Origin of the sequence: Sporolactobacillus terrae, assembly GCF_019930545.1 — a bacterium.
GTDB classification, from domain to species: Bacteria; Bacillota; Bacilli; order Bacillales; family Sporolactobacillaceae; genus Sporolactobacillus; species Sporolactobacillus terrae.
In genome coordinates, this window is sequence record NZ_CP082837.1 from 2,058,992 (window position 1) to 2,079,420 (window position 20,429).

Here is a 20,429-nt window from a genome sequence, read left to right on the forward strand (position 1 = left end):
CATTGTTATTTTCATAACTTATAATCTTCACTATCCTCAGCCGCCTGCTGAGCAAGCATCCCATCATAGGTTAGGTTCTCTGCTACGTTTCCGGACATGCGATTTACTTGTTTCATCACAATTTCAAGTGCGTCTTCTGCTTGATCCGGTGGATAATTGTATTTCTTCAAGAGTCTACGGATGGTTCGACGCATCATCGCCTGTGCTTGTTCACGGATGTTAAAATCAATGGTTACGTTCTTTCTAATTGATTCTGTTAGTTCTTGAGCAATCGTTTTCAACGTGTCATCGTCATAGAAATCTTGAACGGCTTCATCTTTGGACAGCGCGTAATAGAAGGCAATTTCATCTCTATTCAATCCTAGTTTTGCCTCATCCTCACCCATTTTGCGAATTTGTTTCGCCATGCGTATCAGTTCTTCAATGACTTCAGCATTCGTAATGGATTGGTTGCGGTATTTATTAAGCGAGCGTTTTAGCTTTTCTGAGAAAAGTTCTGATTTGACAAGGTTGGTTCGCGACATGACTTTGATTTCGCCTTCGAGCAGCTTTTTCAGCATTTCGCGAGCCAAATTCTTTGTTTTTAATGCTTTTACTTCTTGGAGAAAATGTTCATCAAGCAAGGAGATTTCCGGCTGCTTCAGGCCAAGCGTTTGGAAGACATCGACCACATCTTCAGAAATAATCGAGCGTTCAAGCAATTGATTGATCCGTTGTTCAATGACATGTTTGCTTGGCGGTGTCTGGGATCCGTGTTGAAGCTTTATCAAGCTTGCTTTTACTGCCTTGAAGTACCCTACTTCCATCGTCACAGCTTTTCCAGCTTCGGTAGCAGAAACAAGCCCATGTGCTTTGCCAAGTTCGGTGGCATATTGAATGAAATCTTTTTGCTCTTTTTCATCTTTGCCGAGGATAAAATTCATGCCTTCTACAATTGTTCGCATGCGCGTACGTGCCGAAGTCGAGAAATAGCCGCTATAATCAAATCCATGCATCATACTCTGAACGATTTCCAGTTTCTCTTTCATGACTGCAATCGCAGCTGAAGTATCAATTCCTGTATTCTTCCGATCACTGTCTGTGTACTGATTCAATGCTCGCTTCAAGCTCTCAAGAATGCCAATATAGTCAACAACCACGCCGCCCTCTTTATCTTTAAATACGCGGTTAACGCGGGCAATTGCTTGCATGAGGTTGTGACCTTTCATCGGCTTATCAATATACATCGTGTTTAGTGACGGGACATCGAATCCTGTTAACCACATATCACGAACAATCACAAGCTTAAGCGGGTCAACGTTGTCCTTCATCCGTTTTGCCAGGGTATCACGGCGCTGTTTTCCCCCGACATGTTTTTGCAGCCGTTCACTGTCCGCCGCACTGCCTGTCATCACAACTTTTATTTTTCCTTTATTTAAATCGTCACTGTGCCAGTCTGGTCGCAGCGCCACAATTGCGTCGTACAAATCCACACAAATCTTACGACTCATGCAGACAATCATCGCTTTCCCAGACATGACCTCTTCTTTGGCTTCAAAATGCTGAACAATATCCGCAGCAAGTCTCTTGATCCGATTGGGTGAGCCGACAACTGCTTCAAGACGTGACCATTTTGATTTATTTTTTTCCCGTGCGGTTTCTTCAAGTCCTTCGGTAATTTCATTGAATTCATCATCCAGAACCTGCATCACATCATCATCAGCTTCAAGCTTAATCACGCGATTCTCGTAATAAATTTTAACGGTTGCCTTGTCCTCAACTGAACGCGTCATATCATAAATATCAATATAATTGCCAAATACGGCAGGTGTCGATTTATCATCAAATTCAATCGGCGTTCCAGTAAAACCGATATAGGAAGCATTTGGCAACGCATCACGCATATACTTGGCATAGCCAAACTTTATTGTTCCTGTTTTCAAATTTGTTTTCGCCTCAAGCCCATACTGGCTGCGGTGCGCCTCATCTGCAATAATAATCACGTTACGCCGATCTGTTAAAATCGGCATTTCTCCAGCTTCAGGCTTGAACTTTTGAATCGTCGTGAAAATAATCCCGCCAGATTGTCGTTCATTGAGCAGATCATATAATCCATTTACTTCGCGCGAGTGATCGCTTGCAAGGATCTTCTTCTGCTCATCCGTTAATTTTCGGACATCTGCCTGTTTCGGCTCCTGCCTTAGAATCTCTTGAGCCTTGGAGAAGGTTGTATAGAGCTGATCATCCAGATCATTCCGGTCGGTAATGACAATGATCGTGGGATTATTTAACTGGCGAACAAGTGCCGCAGTGTAAAAGACCATCGTGAAACTCTTTCCAGAACCCTGCGTGTGCCAAACGACACCAATTTTTCGATTGCCCGTGCTGCTCGTCGCCATTCTCGTTTTCTCAATTGCTTTTTTCACCGCAAAATATTGATGATAGGCAGCTAAAATTTTAATCAGCGATTTTTTTGCCCCAAACTTTTTACCCTTTGCATCATAACTTTCCGAACGCGTGGTTTGAAATAAGATAAAATGCGTCACAATATCGATCAAACGTGATTGCTCAAGCATCCCGTGAAACAGTGTCTCGTATTGAGGCATCGAAAGCGGGGCTACATTTTGACCGTCATCACTGCGCCAATTCATGAATCGTTCGAAGTTAGACGTGATTGTACCCGCCTTAGCATTGATCCCATCGGATAGAATACAAAATGCGTTGTAATGAAACAGCGATGGGATATCCCTCTTGTACGTTTGAATTTGATTATAAGCATGCTCAATGCCAACATTGTCGTCCGAGGCTGATTTCAGTTCAATCACGACAAGCGGCAGCCCATTAATAAATAGAATCAAGTCAGGGCGTCTATTCTTCAAACCAATAATGGTGAATTGATTCACTGCGAGAAAGTCATTATTCTCAACGTGCTCAGAATCAACGATGTACACGCGTTTCGTTCGAATGATATGGTCTTCCTTGTAAGAAACGTCGATCCCTTCTGTAAGCATCCGGTGAAAATAATGGTTATTTTCCGCTAAAGATGGATTATTAAACGTGATCACCTGTCGAAACGCATCATCCAGAGCCTCTCGCGGAATTCCTGGATTGATGCGTATTAATGCATCACGTACCCGACTTTCAAGGATCACTTCTTTATAATCCTTTCGTTCTGGATAATCGCCGTCACAGGCAATATCAGGCCCTGATTGATACTCATAGCCTAGTTCTTCTAAAATTTCTATGGCCGCTTGTTCCAAGCTGTCTTCAGTAAAACTTTCTGGAACACTCATGGGTACGCTCCCCCTTTCTATTTAAAAAGCTTCTTCAGCAATGCAAAAAGATCAAAAGACGTACGCTGATAAACCTTGTTGTATCCATATTTCTTCGGATTCCGGATCCATCCGTAACCACGTGGCATTTTTAAACCGATACAATGAATCAATTGCCGTTTGAAACTCGTTCACGCGGATATTCTTCGTTTCAAACTCGGTTTTCTCATACCAAATTTCATCGATGGACACCTCTTTTATCAGGCTCATAGGTTAGAAGATCGTTAATAAAACCGCGAAATAGCGAATATTGGGCAAAATTACCAAAAAAGTAATAGATAAACACTAATTTTTTTGTTCAGCCACTTCCATCGGAACACGAATCTCCCCAGACATCAGTTTTGGGAGGAGGATGTCTCTTATTTCAATCAACATTCTAGATTCCTCTCGTAATTTTATTTGTTTATTAAGCAACTGTGAAAATATCGAATTGGCTAGCTTGTAAATAGCCAAATTTGGAATAGTCACTAAAGAATCTTTCAGATCTTTTCTTTTGATATGACCCATTGTGGTAGCTTTATCTTTAGCAATCCCAATAAACTTATTTAGATGATGTTTGGTCCAATAAAAATAAAACCATTTATCATAATTCGTTGATCTAACCTTAAAAAGATGCTGATTTAGACCACATATACCCCCACACCATATATCAACAACGAGGCTGCCTGACCAAGAAAAAATTACGTCTCCATTATTGATTCTATATTGCGAATCAATATTCGATGAACAAATATCACTCTCACTATCAATAAACCCTTGTTTTAATTCTTTAATTTTAAGAACCGGTATACTTTTCTCATCTTCACGTGGTCTATACTTTTTCATTGCTAAACCGTTTATGTAATCCGCAACCTTATCCAATGATTTAATAGACCACCCTTTAGGAACCAATCCAAGTTCACTCTCAACCATTTCTCCACCGCTAGATTTATAGGATCTTCCCTCTTCATTTGGAAACTCAAAATCAACAAACCAATGTTTGAAAATTGCTTGAGCCATTGCTTCTAAATTTTGATTTGTGCAAGCATTTCATAATAAAATTAATAATCTTATGCAAAATATTAACATGAAAATTTTGATTTATTCTATTATTCAACTCAATTTTTTCGTCTATAGTTGAAAGAATGTATGCTACTTTTTTCTGAATCCTCTTGGGCGGAAATTTCATAGGAGTATTCTTAATTAAATCTACCTGTGCTCTTTGCCTGCCAGAAGTACCTGTCATTGATTTAATTGCAATATCTCTTAAGTTTGGAGATATGGCCAAATAATAGATAAAGTCATTAACTGTGTACTCTTTCTTTTCTCTTAGGACAATAAATTCAGTAGATCCAAAACCTACTTCATCCTTTTCTAAGACTGTGACTTGTGCAGTTTTACCATTTTCGAGACAAGGGGTTATCCTTGCCAATAAGGTGTCTCCATTTCTAAATTTAGTACCACTTGTATACTTTGTGATCTCAAAACCGCGAATATATCTTTGAAGTGGATGTAGCTTATCCATCCCAATCTTCTTTGCCAATTCACCTTTTTTTAGCTTTTCATTAGGATTAAATTCAATAACATCACCTAATCGAACCTTTTGCCATTCATCAGAACTCATAGTCGATCCCCCAAGGTCTATCTTTAATCTTTAAATTCGTTTTTTTCTAAACTCAGCAGTTAAATTATCTAATTCATCCTATATATTTTCTGTGAGCATTTTTCACATTTACTTGATTCACCATTGCATATTGCAAGGTTGTATCTATTCGTTGATGTCCCAGTAGATGTTGGACTTGTTCGATGGGCATCCCTTTGTCAATCGCTGCTGTAGCTAGTGTTCTTCTAAATTTATGTGGATACACTCTTTCTTCAGTAACTGATTTTCCTATTTTTTTCAATCTTGCTTCTACACCACCAATAGTTAACCGGTAATGAGGTGTATTTAAGGCTACAAATAATGCTGGATTTTTATCATGCCGTTCACTTAGATAATGCATTAAATGTATTTTCGTTCGTGCATCAAAATAAACGAGCCGTTCTTTGCTCCCCTTGCCCAAAACCACGCATTCCCGTTCATGAAAATTAATGTCCGATTTATTTAATTTGACGAGCTCGCCGACACGCATCCCGGTTGAGGCAAGGAGATCGATCAAAGCAAGGTCTCTTGATTTAACACAGGAATCTCTCATCTTCTCTAGCATTTCATCAGAATACGTTTCTTTTACGAGTTTATCAGTTTTTACTTTATGGATTCGTCGCACGGGGCTTTTCATGATCAACTCTTCATCCTCAAGCCAGGAAAAGAAACTCGATAAAATTCTTCTTATATTATCAATGGTTACTTTGCTCACTCTTCTCACATCATGATATTCTGCCAAATAGTTTCTTAAATCCTCAGTAGTAATTCGTGTTATGTCTTTACCAACTGATGCCAACATACGATCAATGGTCTTTTTATAGTAATCTAATGACTTACTTGAGCACCCTTCTACCTTTTTAGATGAAAGGAAGCCGTTGACCCTTGTCGTATTGTTTAGAATATAATTACTAGTTTCATTATCCCTTTCCATTTCTAGTGATACTCCAGCAAAACATTCCAGCAAAACATCTTTTAGTTTCAACATTTGATGATTGTCCAAGTGGGCGACCATTCGGTTAAGTACGTCATTGATCATTTCGTTTTTCATGACTTCCTCCAATTTGCATTTATTACTAATCTTATAATGATTTTGCATAATTGGAGAAATATAAACACTAATTTTCTTAAATTTCTTCCATCGGAACGCGAATCTCTCCAGACATCAGTTTTGGGAGGAGAGTGTCTCTTAAAATCACTAGTCTTTCATTTTCAATAACATTATTATTTACCCTATTGAAAATTGCTGAGGAAACTTTTTTAAATAACATTAAGGTATTATTATTAGGAAATATGACCTTTATTTTTGAGAAACTATCTTTTCTATAGAATAATCTTGCACTTCCAGTTTCCCAATTCGAGGCAACCTTCTGAGCTTCTTTAACAAGATAGTACAAAAATAGTTGTGGAATCTGCCCGTCTTTTGATCTAAATCTCCACATATTTTGATTTTGTAAAGAGCCTTCTGTATTCCTTAGTACCATCCCTATTTTTCCTATACTTGCTCCAACCATAACTAAGGCTACATCAAAATTTTTTAAAATGTATTTTTCATACTTTTCACTTCTGTATTTTTGTGGCAGATATACTAAATTATTATTAGTAAAATAGCCATTTTCGCCAATATTCAAAGTCCTTAAAACTTTCACTCCATCTGCAACATAGTCTGAAGCCTTGAAAGCAAATCCGTTTTGAATTTCCGATATGCTTCCAAGATCACTAACCTCCCACCTTCTCGGAATCAACCCGAGTTCGCTTTCAACCATTTCTCCACCGCTAGATTTATAGGATCTTCCCTCTTCATTTGGAAATTCAAAATCAACAAACCAATGTTTGAAAATTGCTTGAGCCATTGCTTCTAAATTTTGATTTATCCTTGTATTGATTCCAATTTTATCGTCAATAGTTGACAGAACAGTAGAAATAAATTCTTGTTCTCTAATTTTGGGAACAGGTATCTTAAATGATTCAATCATTCCTTTTGTTAATGCAGCACGAGTTCCTCCCATTCTTGCTAAAGATAACATGGATTCTTGCATGAAAGGGGTAACCAAATAGTATTTTAAGAAATCCGGTAATAAATATTTCTGATCTGGTCTAATTATTGCAACATGTTGATTCACGCGACCACCTACATACTTTAGAGGGACTTTCGTACATCTTGCCACAGAATCACCAGTGATATTTAGTAAAACGTCGTCTTTTTTGATCTCTACATTCATTAATTTTCTTGCTTTTTCTTTATCAATGAAAGCTAATCCGCCAGCATTAAATAGATTATTATATATATTTTGGCTTCTTATAAAAGGCACTCCATATTGTTGATATACTTTTTTGCCTCCCTTAGGAGTCGCACCACTCCCAATCTTTATCGTTATTTCTGATAACTTCTTACAGCTCCATTCATCTAATCTCATACCCAATCCCCCTCAAATTCTTCCTGATCTCTTCTTCGAGTTTGTGAGATTGGTCGAATAGATCGCTCAACTCGCTGGTTAATTGATTCATTTTTTCATCAAATGGAACGCCATCGTCTTGTTCTTCCGCGATCCCTACATAGCGCCCAGGTGTCAGTATATAATCATTTTCTTTCACTTCGTCGAGTGTTGCTGATTTACAGAATCCCTTCATATCTTCATACTTTCCGTCTTTGTTTCGCCATTCGTGATAAGTACCGGCAATTTTTTCGATATTTTCAAGGCTCAACTCGCGGTGGCGGCGATCGATCATTTCTCCGAGCTCACGAGCATCGAGAAACAGGATTTCATGTTCGCGGTTCCGATGCTTTGTGCTGCCTTTCTTGTTACGATTAAGTATCCATAGCGAAACCGGGATACCCGTGGAATAGAATAATTTATCCGGCATGGCGACGATGCAGTCAACGAGATCAGCCTCAAGAAGATTTTTCCGGATCGCGCCTTCATTGGATGTATTCGTACTGAGCGATCCATTGGCAAGCACGACACCCGCAATACCCCTTGGTGATAAGTGGTAAACCATATGTTCAAGCCAAGCATAGTTGGCGTTTCCTTTCGGCGGTACCCCATATGCCCAACGCACATCATCAACCAACTGCTCTCCGCCCCAATCACTGATATTAAATGGAGGATTGGCGAGAATGAAATCTGCTTTTAAATTTTTGTGCAGATCATTATGAAAGGTATCATCGTGATGTGGGCCAATATTTCCAGACAATCCGCGGATCGCCAAATTCATTTTGCATATTTTCCACGTGGTTGCATTCAGTTCCTGACCATAAATAGCAAGATCTGCAATTCTTCCCTGGCGCTCTGCAACAAATTTTTCACTTTGTACGAACATACCACCTGACCCGCAGCAAGGATCATAGACCCGGCCTTTAAAGGGTTCAATCATGGAAACCAGTGTTTTTACCACGCCAGTTGGCGTATAGAATTCTCCGCCGCCTTTGCCTTCCGCTGCCGCAAATTTTGCGAGGAAGTATTCATACACGCGGCCGAGCAAATCTTTTTCTTCGTTATCGTACAGCTTAATGGTTGAAATAAGATCGACCAATTCACCGAGTCTTCGTTTGTCAAGTTCTGGGCGTGCGTACCGTTTCTCAAGCACATTTTTAAGCGTAGCATTTTCTTTTTCAATCAGAATCATCGCATCATCAATGATCTGACCGATTTTCTCGCTTTTCGCATGATCGCGAATATGACCCCATCGTGCTTCTTTTGGTACCCAGAAAATGTTTTCTGCTAAGTATTCGTCAATCTCTTCTTCGAACCCCTCGCCTTCTTCGACGAGTGCATTGTATTTCATTTCGAACTTGTCCGATATGTATTTGAGGAAGATCAGCCCAAGCACTACATGCTTATAATCGGTGGCTTCCATACTGCCACGCAATTTGTCGGCTGCCTTCCACAAGGTTTCTTCAAAGCCAATATTTGCTGTTGATTTTGCCATAATCTTGTCGCTCCTCAATAGTTGTAATCATCAAGCACTTCAAACAGTGCCGCTTCGAACTCTTCCTGTTCCGGACCGGTTGAAATGTCTCCAGGCAAGACGTTTAAATAATGGGCTAGTCCTTGTATGGTCTTCTGTAAAATAATTTCGGATTCTGCTTGTTCTAGCAATTCCAGAATGATTCGGTACGTATCCATATAGGGATGATCATCAACCTGTTCCAAGGATTTTTTGAATCGTTGTACAAGTTTCGTCTTCTCAATCGTTCGGTCGATCCTGTTAATCTCTTCTCGATCATAGATTGGAACGGCGTCCAACTTTTCTGCTCCAGGACGAAGCACATCCTCATGCCGTTTAATAATCGGTTGTAATTCGGCTTTAAGCTTTTCTTTTTGCAGCTCCAGTTTTTCAAGTTCATTTAATTCTTTCGACAGATACGATCGATCGACATGAAAAAGCTGCTCCAAAGTCGGCAGATATTTCTTCGGTATCTTCTGTTTGCCCTTAAGCCATAAATTAATATTTTGTTTTTTTATCCCTAACCGATCAGCGAGCTCCAGCTGCTGCATGGTGTAAAGCCCAAGCAGATACTCCAAGCCTATCAATCCATCACCACCAATTTGGGCTTTCTTATTGACTCGGTTGATTTTATTTTAGAATCATTTATTGACTGAGTCAATATTTTCTGCTATTAATTATTTTGTGAGGTTAACCCAATTCAATTTATTAGATCATGCATTCCGGAAATGCACCAATCATGCTGTTTATTCATCCGAAGTATGTCTGCAGCTTACTTCTATTATGTACATCAATGTACTTCTAAGCAATACGCTTGAATTTTTTAAATGAATCATGATCGCGCATAACTCAGGAGGCGATAAAAAGATGCAACTTGCCATGATCCCTATTTCAGGCAACCATACAGAACCATTGACTGCCAACGTACAAAATAAGATTGTCAAAACAATGAAGCATATGGAGCTCGAGGTCGAACGTTTAGCTGGTTCAAAGCTTGCACTTGATCAGGCAAAGCAGATCATTATTACGCAACAACTTGAGGGGATGAAAACCGTCATTCAATTGGCTGGATACACACTGATTTACCAATAATTAACTCAGTTTGGGAGGGTTCATTTTGAAAAGAATAGTTGGTTTAACAATAAGTTTACTTCTGATATTCACATTAGCTGCTTGCACCGAGGATGTTACCGTCGGCAGCGGTGACTCGTCTGCATCGCAAACTGAATCATCGAGCAAAGCCTCAAAAGAAAAGATTCATAAGCAAACGAAATTAGATTTCACTAACACGGCAGCTGGACAAACGACAAAAGTTGACTCTGCTGAGATCAAACAGGTTTCGGACTTAAACCTCATAGACAATGAAATGGATCAAGTCGATTTTGTGCTCCTCATTCATATGAGCGTTTCAAATAAGGCGAAGGATGAAGCGACCACATATCCTTCGCAAGGTCATGTCGTACTTGAAGATGGTACGCAAATTGATGGACTAATGGGTGCAGATGTCACGGTTGATGATGCATTCAAAGATGGCGAAATCGCAAGCGGTGCAACAAAATCAGGCTATGTCTTGTTCCCATTAAAAGAGAAGCAAGCAAAGCAATTTAAAAAAGGTGCTTTCAAGTTTGATGTGATCGCTGGCGATGAGATGCTTACTCAAAAGAATTATAGTGTTGCCATTCAATTCTAACTCATGGGAAAGAAGGCTTTTCGTTTGAAAAAAAGACTCACAATTAATAACGTAACGGGTGTTGCAGACATCATCATGGCTTTTCTGATTATGATTTCCTGGTTTGCTGTTCTCTTTGCAGCGGTAGGCGATGCAGCAACAGGAACTCATGCAACGGGCGGTGTTGGCAGTTTCTTTTACATTTGTGCCGGAATCACACTGATTCTGCATATTATTGCATGGATCAAATCAAAAAAAGCAGGAATATCGGTTGTTGGGCATGTACTCGGAATTATTGGGATGGCTTGTTTTTTGATCACAATGTTTCTCGCTTTCCCTGCTTTTGTTTTAGCAATACTTGCAGCAATTTTTACATTGCTCCAAAAAAATAGAGACAAGTGAGGTAATCCTAATGGCGACGAATGGAAAACCAGGTAAAGGAAGGCATGGCGCTGTAAGAAATAGGATACAGTATTACAACCCAAAAACGAAACAATGGATTAAAGCAGATCGAGGTTCAAATACTTTTTTAAATGTAAAAAACGATGGCACTTCATTCAAAGGCGTCACAAAAAAGTAAACATCGAACGTAGTGTTGCTTTGCTTTTGAATGGAAAGATCCCTGCTTTTTCAAGAATTTTAAGGTGCTTTACCATTTCGCATACACCGAATAATGTCATCAATAAATCTGCCTCAGCCACTGCGATGGTCATTGAGGCGGATCTTTTTTTTATACGACGGGATCGCGATAACACGTACTGCAAAAGAAATGGGCCCATTAATGCTCCATAAACGGTCAGGAGCACCATTTGAAGGTTACTCCACAACATGCTGCTTTTCCATGTAGCGACACTTTGGAAAATTGCTGCAGCCCCAGAAGTGCTCGCCGCTGTACGTTCCGCGTTTGGCCACACGTTGGACCATCGGTTTACCGCAGCATGGGCATACTTTTTCGACTTCTTTTGTTTGCTCATCCAGAGCGGTATTTGTATTGGGGATCATTTGATATTCTTCTTTATCTTCTTTTATTTGCTTCTGGATCGCCGATTCCTTTTGGTCTTGTTCCAAAGCTTGCGCTTCACTAGCCGGAGGATCGCATTCTGCTGTTGACGCAGTCTCAATCGCTGCTTGCTCCTCGATCTTTTTTTTGAGACCGGCTGATTTTTTCTTGGAATGCTTCGGATGTTTTGCTTGAATGTTTTCAATATGGATCTGTTTTGCTTCTTCGGAGGTTTGTGAATATGGAAAAAGGGTCTGGTCGATTGCTTCAATTTCATTGGGATCGAGGACTTCGTTGGTATTGGCCATTGTTTTCTTTACAAAAGATGTGACACGGCGACGGTTCATAACGGCTGCTTTGCCTTGATTCAGCGTGATTTTTTTCAGTTCACAGCGATCGCTGAAGAGGATAATCGAATGATAGATGATTTGCGGATAGTCTGAGAGGAACTGCTTGAGTTGGCTAATATGACCTTCGTTTTGCATGATCGGATTGAAAAAGCGGTTTTTAATACTCCTCCTGCCGCTCGGAAGCGTCTGCGTCCAAGTGCGCTGGCTTTCTGTTCCAAAAATCCAGCCACTGTAATTTTTCGATTCGAACACGTATAGACCGCTTTTATGAATCAGCAGCACATCAATCTCGGTCGTTGTGCCGTCTTCTTTGGGTAAGTATACGTTGAAGAGAAGACGTCCTTCTTTCTCGAGTGAACGCAGATTATTATAGATGAGGTACTCGCCGTAACTACCGGTTGAACGTCTCATTTTCAAATAAGGACGATGCGTGATGCGGTAATAGTGTGTTTTCTTGTATTTTGCGTGTTGATACGTATAAATTATAAATAAGAAGCCGAATAGTCCCGATAAAAATATAAAAAGTAATTCTGCGCAAAGGATATAGAGTTGAAGCATTGGATCGCCTCTTTTCAATAATTTACCAATAGTATACCTTATCACCCTAGACTATGTCTAAAGGCGCCGAACAAATGATTCATTCTGGTTTGCTATAATGAATGCAATAACAATGCGTCCAAACGCGAAAGATTGGAGCTGCTTTACATGATTGACACGATTAACGGTCGTACCCGGCTGTATGGACTGTTTGCTCATCCGGCGAAACACAGTCTATCGCCGCTGATGCATAATCTCAGTTTTAGGAAGCGGGGGATCAATGCCGTTTACTTGGCCTTTGATTTGACTGGGGATCTTGGTGATGCTGTGAACAGTATCCGCCAGTTTGATATGGGTGGCGTTAATTTATCAATGCCATTCAAGCGGACAGTGATCCCCTTTCTCGATGAACTGACCCCGACCGCTGACCTGATCGGTGCAGTCAATACGATTATGAATCGGGACGGCCATTTGATCGGCGCAAATACGGACGGGACCGGTTTCTTTGCGCATTTAGCGGCAAACGGCTGTACAACAAAACAAAAGACGGCAACTATTCTTGGTGCAGGCGGCGCCGGGCTGTCGATCATTGCTGCCGGTGCCTCAAAAGGACTGAGCAGCATCCATGTGTTTAAACGGCGCAATGCGTCCTTCTCCGCCGTTTCGGACCAGTTAAGCCAAATCGGCGCTGCTTATCCTACGACGATCCAGCTCCATGATTACAAGGATGAAACGGCTTTGCAGCACGCGCTTTCTGAGAGCGATTTTCTCATTAATTCAACCAATATCGGCATGAGTGATGGCGCAAAATTGCCGGTAGCTGAAGCGCTGATCGATTGTCTGTCACCATCAGCCGTGGTCTGTGATGCCATTTATGAACCGCGACAGACACGCTTTTTACATGCAGCAAAACAGCACGGCTGCCCCACATTTAACGGCCTGGGTATGCTGATCTATCAAGGCGCCCAAGCGTTCCAACGATGGACCGATCAAGAAATGCCCATTGACGATGTCGAAGATGCCCTGTTAAAAGAATTAGATCAAAATCGTTCATAAGTGACTTTTTGAATGACCGTAACAGGAATCCTGTCAGTATCCTGTAAAAAACCTAAAAGCAGCTTCCCACTTGATGGGCGCTGCTTTTTATTAGCCGAGTTGACGCAAGAATCGCATGATCAGATGATTAAACACTTTGTAATGATGCGTGGGCAATTGATGAAAGGCGCGATCAACCGTTATGATTTCGGTGTGCGCAAGCGGTTCAAAATATTTCTTGTGCTTTTTCAAATAAACATCCAGCGAACCGTAAAGTATTTGCATCGGCAGCTGATCCAATTGCGCAAGCTGCGAGGTCAAGTCTGTTTTTGGTCCTGCACAATAGAGATCCAGAACAGCTCCGGGATTGGCCTTTTGTGCGTAATCATCCATCGCCCGTTCATCTTCTGCGCTGTTTTTATTTGCTTTAGCAATGAGCCTGCTCAGCAGCTGCTGATTTCCGGTTTTCATTAAGCTAATGCCCAACTGATATTCCAGACGCAGCAGGACTGACGCAATGCATGGGAATCCTCCTGCAAGCAGAATACCGCCGATATTTCCCGAATGGCGCAACGCATAAGTGAGCGCAATCAGTCCTCCGCTTGAATAACCAACAAGTATCGGCTTTTCCAGTTGCAATTTGAGAATGAGTTCGCTTAGGTCATGTTCATGATCCGAAATCACCTGACCCAATGAAGCTGAGGCTTGGTACCCGCTTTGTCCATGCCCTCTTTGATCATAGAAAATCAATTGAGCTCGATCGGCTAAAGCCTTTTGGTAACGAAAAGCAACATGCCCCATGAGCGGCGGATGCAGAAAAACGATTGGCCTGCCTTTTCCAATCTTTTCATAAAAGAGGTGGATTCCTTGATTCGTTTCGATATACGGCATGATCGTCCCCTAAATTGTCTTTTTTATAGTTTAACCCGGTTGGCCCGATTCCATGAGCAGACCGATACGTACAAAGCGAATTTCTTTAAAAAAATAGATGCCTGTCTTATGATAGTTATTGAAAGCGTTCTTCTTGTGAACTTTAATTTGGAGGTATGATCATGAAGCAAATTGCAATTGGACCGGAAAAAAAGTCGGGTTCTGCGGTTGTTCAAGGATGCATGCGTATTGCAAACATGTCTGAGGCAGAAGCAGACAGACTGATTAAAACCGATTTGGAAAATGGGATCACGTTCTTTGATCATGCGGATGTGTACACGGATGGTGCTTGCGAGGCATTGTTTGGAAAAGTCCTCGCGAAGCAGCCAAGCCTGCGCGACAAAATCACATTACAGACCAAATGCGGCATCGTACGCGGAAACGAAGAGCATATTAAGGCCTATGATTTTTCAAAGGAACATCTTCTCGAAACGGTTAACGCCAGTCTAAAACGACTGCAAACGGATCATGTCGATTACTTGCTGCTCCATCGTCCGGACGCACTTGTCGAACCTGAAGAAGTTGCCGAAGCATTCGATCAGCTGCACTCAGAAGGTAAAGTCCTGCATTTCGGCGTCAGCAACCAGAACCCTTATCAGATCGAGTTGCTGAAAAAGTATCTGCATCAGCCTCTTGAAATCAATCAGCTACAGCTCAGCATTAAATTTACCGGGATGATTGATGCCGGTATCAATGTCAATATGACGGTGGACGGCGCATCGGATCGAGACGGAAGCATTCTTGACTATTGTCGTTTGAACGATGTAACCATTCAAGCTTGGTCGCCGTTCCAATATGGATTCTTCGAAGGGGTTTTCCTCGATAATCCAAAATTTCCAGAATTGAATCAGAAGATTGATGAAATCGCTAAGAAATACGGCGTCAGCAATAACGCCATCGCCGTTGCTTGGATTCTGCGTCATCCGGCCGAGATGCAGGTCATTCTTGGCACGACGAATATCGATCGTGTCGCCGCATCTGCCAAGGGTGCAGATATCACGTTAACGCGTCAGGAATGGTATGACATTTACCAGGCAGCCGGCAACAAACTCCCATAATAATAAAATTAAAAATCTCCGAATATGCCCCGGAGACGAAAAGACCGAGCCGCGGCTCGGTCCTTTTTTGTAGGTAAAGAAACATTCATGACCCGCTTGGGGGGCGCGGGACACCGCCGGAATGAAAATACCCTTGAGATAAAGCGTCTAACTTGTATTTACGTACAAAAGTGAACGATTTTACCCTGTCTTCAAACCAATAAAACAGTGTCATGGCTGAGCATCAAAGCGGAGGTACTCGGGCGCCTAGTTGATGCTTACCAGCGAGACTACGCAGATTCCTGCTTGCCTGAGTAGGCTCGAGGTGCGCGGTCGCGCCCTGTTGATGCGAGTAACCGAAGCGACGATTCACCACCATTCAATACAACAGTTCCAACTGCGAACTGGTTGATAAATCACGAAAAGTGGTCGATAAATGTTTCAAACTGGTCGATAAATCACGAAAAGTGGTCGATAAATCGCACAAAACAGTTGATGATCCAGCCAGATGTTACCGCGTCCCTAACTGACCGTACGCCTCGATCCAGCTCCCAGCTTCGTTTCAGTAATCATGATTGTACTGCTCAAGATCAGTACGAGCCCCGCAACCGTACCCACAGACAGCCTTTCACCGAGCAGCAGCATGCCCCAGATTACACCATAGAGTGGAACGAGCAGGGTCACACTCAGTGTCTTCGTTGGGCCAACACTTTTGATAAGGTAGAAATAAATAAGGTAGCCGACTGAGGTTGATAGCACAGCCAAACAGAATACGGATACCGCGATCGAAATCGTCATGCCCTGCAATCGACCGACTGTCGGTACACTGAAGGGAAGCAATACTAAACCTGCGGCTAGCTGTTGCCCAATCGCCAAAGTCAAAGGAGCTTCAGATGCAAAATGCAGCTTTGTGTACACACCGCCAATCCCATAGCAGACAGAAGCAACCAATGAAAAGAAAATCGAAAGCAACACAATCGGTGAATGGCCAAGATGGCCCCATCCGGCAAGAATGGCCACCCCGGCAATGCCAATGAACATACTCAGCATTTTACCGGCACGCAATCGTTCCTTAAGCCAAATCGCTGCCGCAAGCAAGGCAAAAAGCGGCGTGGTTGCGTTTAAAATTGACGATACCGAAGCCGTCACATGCAGCTCTGCAGTTGCAATCATGGTAAAAGGAATAGCCGCATTTACAGCGCCAAGAAGAAGATACTGCTTCCACTTTTGTCGAAAATCCGGCATCTTGCGGATCGCATAGGCGTAGATCAGCAAGGCAAAACCGGCAATCAGCACACGCAGATCAATTAATAAAAACGGTCCAAGCACCGGCGCAGCAACACGCATAAACAGAAACGAGCCGCCCCATAAAGCGCCGAGTATATTTAATAGTAAGAAATCTCTTAGTGCCATTGATTCCATCCCTTCTGCTCTTTCTTTTCATCTATCGTCATTGGATAAGCACGAGGCGTCAACGATAAAATGCAACATGCTTTATTTAACCGCAATCCTTTTTAACATGCATTGAAACGATGTATAATAACCTCAGAATAAACGTCTTGACATGGAGGGAAGAAAAATGAAAAACATAGCGATTATCCTCGGTGATATTACGCAAGTCGAAGCAGACGCGATTGTCAACGCAGCAAACACAACACTGCTTGGCGGAGGCGGTGTCGACGGTGCCATTCACCGCGCTGCCGGACCGGAGCTGCTTGCGGAATGCCGAACCCTGAACGGATGCCGGACCGGCGCAGCAAAAATAACCAAGGGCTATCGTTTGCCGGCGCGTTATGTGATCCATACACCGGGTCCCATTTGGCAAGGTGGTGCAAATCACGAGCGTGAACTGCTGCAAAGCAGCTATTTAAACAGCCTCAAACTTGCCGATGCACATGGCTGCCGAACGGTTGCTTTTCCATCCATCAGTACCGGTGTTTACCATTTCCCGCTCGAGACCGCCGCACCGATCGCCCTTCAAACAATCCGCGAATTTTTGAGTACATCCAAGAGTGTCGCACAGGTTACCTTGGTTTGCTTTGATCCCGTCACAAAACATGCTTACGATCGGTCACTAGCTGACCTTGATGAATAACAGCGATTGGATCCATTGGTTCCGGTCATCTTCACTCCATGGAGAAAACGGTTCACTTTTTTTCATTAAAAAAGGAAAGAATCATAAGAATGAGTCCCGCAAAGGATATTGCAAACATCAATGCTTGATATACCGTCATCGCTCTCGCCCCGCTTATCTAGAACTGCCGCGTCTCCCAGCTCCCACGTCTAAAAGATTATGTATCTAGTATACCAAACAGGAACATATGTTCTCAATAGTCTGTTTGTCCCCTTTTCTTTATCTGGATTGCAAAAGCAAAAAAATGCTTCAGATCCAAAAAATGAACGATTAAAGCAATCCCCGCATCGATCGAGATGCGGGGAGTTGATCACGCTTCTTTTGCGGTCAAGCTTCGTTCACTCGGAAGGAACAAGGTGAGAATGGCTGCGAGCATCGGAAGAATACCGAACAGGCCAAAAATCGTATAGATGCCATACTGATCGGAAAGCCAACCGATCAGCGTAGCACCGATTCCTCCGGCACCAATCCCAAAGCCGACCATCAGCCCTGAGACCAATCCAATGTTCTTTGGAAACATCATTTGCCCGTAGACCACGGTAACCGCAAATGAAGACAGCACGAAGAATCCGAAAAGGAACAAGACAATAATCGATAAAACGCCATGTACATGAGGCAGCAGCCAAGCAAAAGGAATGGTGACCGCCATTGAAAGAAACAGCAGCCATTTGCGGCTGATTTGATCGGAGACGCGGCCGCCGATAAAGGTGCCGACCGCACCGGCAGCTAGAAAAAGGAAGGTCAACAATTCCCCGTCCTTCAACGTAAACCCTTGGTGCAAGTAAAGAAACGGCAGGAATCCGGCAACACCAATCTGTGTCCAAGAACGCAAGATCACCACAAGCGTGAGCAGGATAAGACCAGTCACATGGTTGCGTCCTTGAATCAATTTCTGCCTTTTTTTATTCATCTCCAAACTTCTCTGGTACCAGGGCATCACCGAGAACACGAGCAAAAGCCCGGCAAGAGCGGCAATTGCAAACCAGCCGAGCCCATGCAGCCCCGTCGCAATTAAAAATAAGGGGAGTACCAGTGGACCGGCCGCCTGGCCGAAGTTCCCGCCGACTTGGATGATTGCCTGTGCAGTCCCTCTGGCTGTTCCCGCCGCCATGTAAGCACCGCGCATCGCTTCCGGATGAAAGATTCCAGAACCGATCCCGGATACGGCAACACATAAGAGCAGTAGCCAGTAGACCGAAGCAAATCCTGAGGCGGTCAACCCAAACCCGCACAGACAAATGCCCATTGGCATGAACCACGCATTCGGATATTTATCGGACAGTACCCCGAACACCGGTTGAGCAACCGATGACGTCAGCATCGAGACAAAGAGAATGAGTCCGGCTTGGGTATAATTAAGGTCAAACGCTTGTTTATATAAAGGCAAAAGCGCAGGTACAAGCCCGGTGGTCATCAGATCATTGATAAAATGCACACCACTGAGACTGAACAATTGTCGTTTTGCAGCCAGTCTTGGCTTCACCCCCGCTTCTTTTAATGCAAGATTCATTGATTTTCCTCCTAATCTAGCCGTGAATATCCGTGATGACCGCCATTTTCATTTCATCACCTTTTTTCCATCCGTACATGGGGAATGTCATCGAGCAGGAACACATCCGAGATTGTTTTGAATCCGAAACGGGCATACAACGCTTGAACATAATCTTGTGCTTCAATTTCAATCGGCTGCTTTGGAAAATGTTCTTCGATCACTTGCAAGACTTTGCCAATCAATTGATTCGCAAGCCCCTTTCCACGCTGATCCTTTCGGACAAGTACCCGTCCGAAGGTCACCAAACCGCCTTCTTGGAAAATCCGCGCATAAGCGGTCACCACACCGAACGCATCGGTTGTATACACATGAAGACTTTCCAGATCATGGTGATCGATTTCATGATAGGCACATTCCTGCTCAACAACAAAAACCGTCTCCCGTGCACGCAGCAGTTCATAGACTTCCTTTCCAGAGAGGTCGTCAAATCGTTTCACATGCCACTTTTCTGCTGTCATTTCTGCCTCTCCCCCATTTAACGCCGATACCATTTCGGTACAACATTTTGAAAATGATCGTACGCGTCCATTGCTTTTTTGATCTCGCGCTTCATCACATCAACCTCTCCGGCGCCATAATCAATCGCCCAAGGAATGGAACTGATCATATTCGTCGCCATATAGAGCGCCATTAATGGAAAAAAGGTCTCCGATATTTGGTTGTCGAAATAACCATTGATGCGTCCGGATGCAAAAGCCGGGCTCACTCCGGCACACCAGGAGATCCGGTTGAATTCTTCCCACGGATCCCCGTAATCCATCCGATCAAAATCGATAATTCCGATCATTTTCTCTTTTGTAATCACCATATTGCCGCAATGATAATCACCGTGCTGCAGAGATTGTGGGCGGTCCTTGAGTAGGCCGCGCTGCTCCTCAATAAACGCAATGATCTGCTCTGCGCCTTCTACGTGAATCCCGCAACGTACATATGCGGTTAATTTCCTGTCAATCTTATCATTGTAAAATTGAGTCCAGTTCGGCTGATCTTCCGGCGCCGGAATCGCGTGAATTCGGCTCATCGTTCTCCCCGCTTCGCGGCCGAGCAGGTACTGCTCTTCAAGATTAAGTGTCGAGAGCACTGCCGCTGCATCTGATCCGTCTAGCCAGGTCATCAATGTATAGCAGCATCTCCCATGATCACACCAGCCGAACGCGATCGGCTTGGTTGTTGCAATGGGCAGCGTGCGTAGTGCCTGTAAAGCATCAAATTCTCGTTTTCTCCGTTCGAAGAATTCGCCAGCTAGAGACACGCAGCAGAAACGTCTGCTCATCGGCAGTCACAACATATTTGCGGTCATGCGAC

The 20,429-nt window shown here is 42.9% G+C and carries 20 protein-coding genes and 1 pseudogene; 7 read left to right on the forward strand and 14 right to left on the reverse strand.

What is annotated here, in order from left to right:
* Positions 1-11: 11 nt before the first annotated feature.
* From K7399_RS09775 to K7399_RS09810, 8 genes and pseudogenes are all read right to left on the reverse strand, one after another.
* Complete coding sequence (locus K7399_RS09775) at positions 12-3,272, reverse strand: type I restriction endonuclease subunit R (RefSeq protein ID WP_128166951.1); 3,261 nt, start codon at positions 3,270-3,272, stop codon at positions 12-14.
* A gap of 17 nt (positions 3,273-3,289) precedes the next feature.
* Positions 3,290-3,493: pseudogene (locus tag K7399_RS09780) on the reverse strand (hypothetical protein).
* Between the two features lie 103 nt (positions 3,494-3,596).
* The gene (locus tag K7399_RS09785; protein WP_128191226.1) at positions 3,597-4,310 is read right to left on the reverse strand and encodes a restriction endonuclease subunit S; all 714 of its coding nucleotides are present in this window, start codon (positions 4,308-4,310) and stop codon (positions 3,597-3,599) included.
* Entirely contained in the window at positions 4,276-4,914 is a 639-nt protein-coding gene (locus tag K7399_RS09790) for a restriction endonuclease subunit S (RefSeq protein WP_081791704.1), read from the reverse strand. Before K7399_RS09790 ends, K7399_RS09785 begins: the two co-directional genes overlap by 35 nt.
* Positions 4,915-4,987: 73 nt before the next feature.
* A complete protein-coding gene (gene xerA, locus K7399_RS09795; protein ID WP_028975821.1) occupies positions 4,988-5,983 on the reverse strand; it encodes a site-specific tyrosine recombinase/integron integrase in 996 nt (331 codons plus the stop codon).
* A 76-nt stretch (positions 5,984-6,059) separates the two neighbouring features.
* The gene (locus tag K7399_RS09800) at positions 6,060-7,349 is read right to left on the reverse strand and encodes a restriction endonuclease subunit S (RefSeq protein ID WP_223362290.1); all 1,290 of its coding nucleotides are present in this window, start codon (positions 7,347-7,349) and stop codon (positions 6,060-6,062) included.
* Positions 7,336-8,862 (reverse strand): class I SAM-dependent DNA methyltransferase, encoded by a 1,527-nt coding sequence (locus tag K7399_RS09805; protein WP_028975822.1) that lies wholly within the window; start codon positions 8,860-8,862, stop codon positions 7,336-7,338. Before K7399_RS09805 ends, K7399_RS09800 begins: the two co-directional genes overlap by 14 nt.
* A 14-nt stretch (positions 8,863-8,876) precedes the next feature.
* On the reverse strand, positions 8,877-9,467 hold the full coding sequence (locus K7399_RS09810) for a YdaS family helix-turn-helix protein (RefSeq protein WP_010025529.1): 591 nt from the start codon (positions 9,465-9,467) through the stop codon (positions 8,877-8,879).
* Positions 9,468-9,747: 280 nt separating this feature from the next.
* Between K7399_RS09810 and K7399_RS09815 the strand changes: the two genes are divergently transcribed.
* From K7399_RS09815 to K7399_RS09830, 4 genes are read left to right on the forward strand one after another with little or no spacing between them, the layout of a single operon-like run.
* Complete coding sequence (locus K7399_RS09815) at positions 9,748-9,972, forward strand: hypothetical protein (RefSeq protein WP_028975823.1); 225 nt, start codon at positions 9,748-9,750, stop codon at positions 9,970-9,972.
* 25 nt (positions 9,973-9,997) lie between these two features.
* Positions 9,998-10,570, forward strand: a complete 573-nt coding sequence (locus tag K7399_RS09820; protein ID WP_028975824.1) for a DUF4352 domain-containing protein — start codon at positions 9,998-10,000, stop codon at positions 10,568-10,570.
* Positions 10,571-10,594: 24 nt separating this feature from the next.
* A complete protein-coding gene (locus K7399_RS09825; RefSeq protein WP_028975825.1) occupies positions 10,595-10,951 on the forward strand; it encodes a hypothetical protein in 357 nt (118 codons plus the stop codon).
* A 10-nt stretch (positions 10,952-10,961) separates the two neighbouring features.
* Complete coding sequence (locus K7399_RS09830; RefSeq protein WP_164875498.1) at positions 10,962-11,129, forward strand: hypothetical protein; 168 nt, start codon at positions 10,962-10,964, stop codon at positions 11,127-11,129.
* A gap of 236 nt (positions 11,130-11,365) precedes the next feature.
* On the opposite strand, the gene K7399_RS09835 is transcribed toward K7399_RS09830, so the two are convergent.
* On the reverse strand, positions 11,366-12,457 hold the full coding sequence (locus K7399_RS09835; RefSeq protein WP_128166957.1) for a nuclease-related domain-containing protein: 1,092 nt from the start codon (positions 12,455-12,457) through the stop codon (positions 11,366-11,368).
* 147 nt (positions 12,458-12,604) lie between these two features.
* Here K7399_RS09835 and aroE point away from each other — a divergent pair, with 147 nt between their 5' ends.
* Positions 12,605-13,492: a shikimate dehydrogenase gene (gene aroE, locus K7399_RS09840; protein WP_128166959.1), complete on the forward strand. Its 888-nt coding sequence runs from the start codon at positions 12,605-12,607 to the stop codon at positions 13,490-13,492.
* 90 nt (positions 13,493-13,582) lie between these two features.
* Here the strand turns inward: aroE and K7399_RS09845 are convergent, their stop codons facing one another.
* Complete coding sequence (locus tag K7399_RS09845; RefSeq protein WP_028975828.1) at positions 13,583-14,362, reverse strand: alpha/beta fold hydrolase; 780 nt, start codon at positions 14,360-14,362, stop codon at positions 13,583-13,585.
* A gap of 161 nt (positions 14,363-14,523) precedes the next feature.
* Here K7399_RS09845 and K7399_RS09850 point away from each other — a divergent pair, with 161 nt between their 5' ends.
* The gene (locus tag K7399_RS09850) at positions 14,524-15,459 is read left to right on the forward strand and encodes an aldo/keto reductase (protein WP_028975829.1); all 936 of its coding nucleotides are present in this window, start codon (positions 14,524-14,526) and stop codon (positions 15,457-15,459) included.
* A gap of 501 nt (positions 15,460-15,960) precedes the next feature.
* Here the strand turns inward: K7399_RS09850 and K7399_RS09855 are convergent.
* Entirely contained in the window at positions 15,961-16,851 is an 891-nt protein-coding gene (locus K7399_RS09855) for a DMT family transporter (RefSeq protein ID WP_028975830.1), read from the reverse strand.
* A gap of 166 nt (positions 16,852-17,017) precedes the next feature.
* Here K7399_RS09855 and K7399_RS09860 point away from each other — a divergent pair, with 166 nt between their 5' ends.
* Positions 17,018-17,533: an O-acetyl-ADP-ribose deacetylase gene (locus K7399_RS09860; RefSeq protein WP_028975831.1), complete on the forward strand. Its 516-nt coding sequence runs from the start codon at positions 17,018-17,020 to the stop codon at positions 17,531-17,533.
* Between the two features lie 349 nt (positions 17,534-17,882).
* Here the strand turns inward: K7399_RS09860 and K7399_RS09865 are convergent, their stop codons facing one another.
* The 3 genes from K7399_RS09865 to K7399_RS09875 are packed head-to-tail and all read right to left on the reverse strand — an operon-like array spanning position 17,883 to position 20,397.
* On the reverse strand, positions 17,883-19,082 hold the full coding sequence (locus K7399_RS09865; protein WP_037562722.1) for an MFS transporter: 1,200 nt from the start codon (positions 19,080-19,082) through the stop codon (positions 17,883-17,885).
* A 56-nt stretch (positions 19,083-19,138) separates the two neighbouring features.
* Positions 19,139-19,582 carry a GNAT family N-acetyltransferase gene (locus tag K7399_RS09870; RefSeq protein WP_028975833.1) on the reverse strand — a complete coding sequence of 148 codons (444 nt, stop codon included), beginning with the start codon at positions 19,580-19,582 and terminating at the stop codon, positions 19,139-19,141.
* A gap of 17 nt (positions 19,583-19,599) precedes the next feature.
* Entirely contained in the window at positions 19,600-20,397 is a 798-nt protein-coding gene (locus K7399_RS09875) for an aminoglycoside phosphotransferase family protein (protein WP_223362291.1), read from the reverse strand.
* Between the last annotated feature and the right edge of the window lie 32 nt (positions 20,398-20,429).